The organism is Allorhizobium sonneratiae (assembly GCF_023700755.1).
Lineage (GTDB): Bacteria > Pseudomonadota > Alphaproteobacteria > Rhizobiales > Rhizobiaceae > Allorhizobium > Allorhizobium sonneratiae.
Window position 1 is genome coordinate 1 of sequence record NZ_JAMKOJ010000025.1, and the last position, 2,465, is coordinate 2,465.

Annotated in this window: 2 pseudogenes; both read right to left on the reverse strand. The window is 48.5% G+C overall.

The features are described 5' to 3' along the window. Positions 1-464: pseudogene (locus tag NAC44_RS21490) on the reverse strand (HAMP domain-containing protein); the annotation flags it as partial. A 321-nt stretch (positions 465-785) separates the two neighbouring features. Beyond that, a pseudogene (locus tag NAC44_RS21095) lies at positions 786-1,544 on the reverse strand (MCP four helix bundle domain-containing protein); the annotation flags it as partial. Positions 1,545-2,465 lie beyond the last annotated feature (921 nt).

Consider the following 2,465-nt stretch of genomic DNA (forward strand, 5'->3'; position numbering starts at 1 on the left):
CCTGTTCCGAAGCCGACGACAATTGCTGGCTGCCGGAGGAGACATTGTCAGAGGCGGCAATCGCATCGCCGACGACGCCACGCAGGCGCTCAACCATCGACTGCAGCGACAGGCCAAGGAGGTCCTTGTCCGACAAGGGCTGCGGCGACACCGTCAGGTCGCCATTGGCGATCTGGTCTGCCACCCGGGCCGTCTCGCGAAGATTGCCAACCATATTGCGCATGGAGATCCCGAGCGTATCTTTGTCCGACAAAGGCACAACGTCCAGAGAAAGGTCGCCCTGCGCGATCTTGTCGGCAACATTTGCCGTGTTGCGCAGATTGCTCACCATATTGCGCATNGCCAAGGAGGTCCTTGTCCGACAAGGGCTGCGGCGACACCGTCAGGTCGCCATTGGCGATCTGGTCTGCCACCCGGGCCGTCTCGCGAAGATTGCCAACCATATTGCGCATGGAGATCCCGAGCGTATCTTTGTCCGACAAAGGCACAACGTCCAGAGAAAGGTCGCCCTGCGCGATCTTGTCGGCAACAGTTGCCGTGTTGCGCAGATTGCTCACCATATTGCGCATGGAGATCCCGAGCGTATCTTTGTCCGACAAAGGCACAACGTCCAGAGAAAGGTCGCCCTGCGCGATCTTGTCGGCAACATTTGCCGTGTTGCGCAGATTGCTCACCATATTGCGCATGGAAATGCCAAGAATATCCTTGTCCGACAGCGGTTTGGGGTCAACGGCAAGGTCACCTTGTGCGATCTTGTCAGCAATTTTTGCCGTTTCCCGCAGATTGCCGGTCATGGTTTTGACACTCTCGACCACATCCCGGATTTCGTCATTGGATTTAATCTCGATGAGCTGTTCGAGGTCACCTATGGCGACAGCCTCGGTAACGGTCTGAACCTTTTTCAGGCCGTTGCTGACTCCGAGCGCAATCCACAGAGCTGCCACCGAGCCGACCAAAAGCGACAAGGCCGCCAGTATCGTCATCAGCAGTCTGGCAGAGGCATACATATCGGCAGCCTCGGTTTTGGCCGCGGCCATGCTTTCCTTTTGCGCCGTGATCAGTTTCGTCAGATTTGCGGTGATGGAGGCTGTCACCTGGCGCATGTCCGTTTTGGAATAATCAACAGCACCAGCCACGTCTCCGGCCAGCTGTTTCTTTTGCAGGGTATCGGACATCTGGTCGAATTTTCCGACATCCTGCTGAACCGCTTCCCACAGACCTCTGTTCTTGCCGTTGGACAGGTTCAATCCATCCTTCAGCAGATTTTTCAGAGTGTCTGTTTGGGAATCGGCGCTGGCATAATAGGTTTTTACATTGTCCAGTTGGGTGGATAGCAGCGCATTTTTCTGCGCGCGCACCGATTCTGACATTGTGTTTGCAATCGTCAGGGCAATTTCAAGCTTGCGGGAGGGGCCATCAACGATGTCATACAATTTATCGTTGATCTGGCCGATATTGATGACGCTGAAGACCGAGATAGCAGCAATGAACACAATCAAGAGGCCGAACGAGAGAGCCAGCTTGAGTTTTATGGTGAAGCGCATGTGACATCCCCTGGACGTTAAGCACAGAATCGCTGGGCTATTTCAGTCGCGAGACTGTGGTCCTTGTTTCAATGCGAATCACAACGCGCTTTGCGGCTTTGTATTCGCAGTCGATTGTTGAAGATGGCAGGTGCAGAAATTCATTTTCTGCGTCTGTTATGACCCGACATTGCTGACATGACGTCGGGATGATGGCGTTAACATGGATTACTCATGTTTATTTATACCATTATAAATTGTAAATATTTAATACTTTCATAAAGAAATTGCGTAATTTGTTTTTGCTCTCAAACGATATGAATTTTTGGCTTCACCGGTTATTTTGACAATAATCACATATTCATTTCCTCAACCCTATTTATCTTAATTATTGATTTTAAATTTTTAAGGAAAAATTATTAAAAATTATTTGCTTGTAGTGTTTATATTTGAGATTTTACCATTTCAATTTTTATTTTTTTGCCTTTATAAGATAAGATTTATTTATAATTATATTTTCTACTCATTTTTGAACTGGTTGAGAGCAAATGTCAGAATCATGAAGAATACGAGCAACGACATGATTCGCCTGGAATTTAAGGAAATTCACATTTGCGTGCGGCGCATGATGAAACCGGGACTCACATGTCAAATTCATTCCACTACAGCGCGGTTGCGTTTTATAAAACGCACAAAGGACGCTGTATCACTTTAAATTTGCTGCATCATTCCTTAAATCTCACCCGATTTAAGGAATGATGCAGTAGAGCGTTTCCCGCAATTCCAGACGGAAAACCGTGTTACGGCTGTGCTGGAATTGCTTTAAAACATTCAACAACGCCGTGCATTTTATAAACCCACGGCGTTGCTGAACATCTTCCGTTCTAAAATCAGGAAGCCCGAAGGTTAAGCGCTCTCCCTGAAGCTTCTGTCTTCGTCATC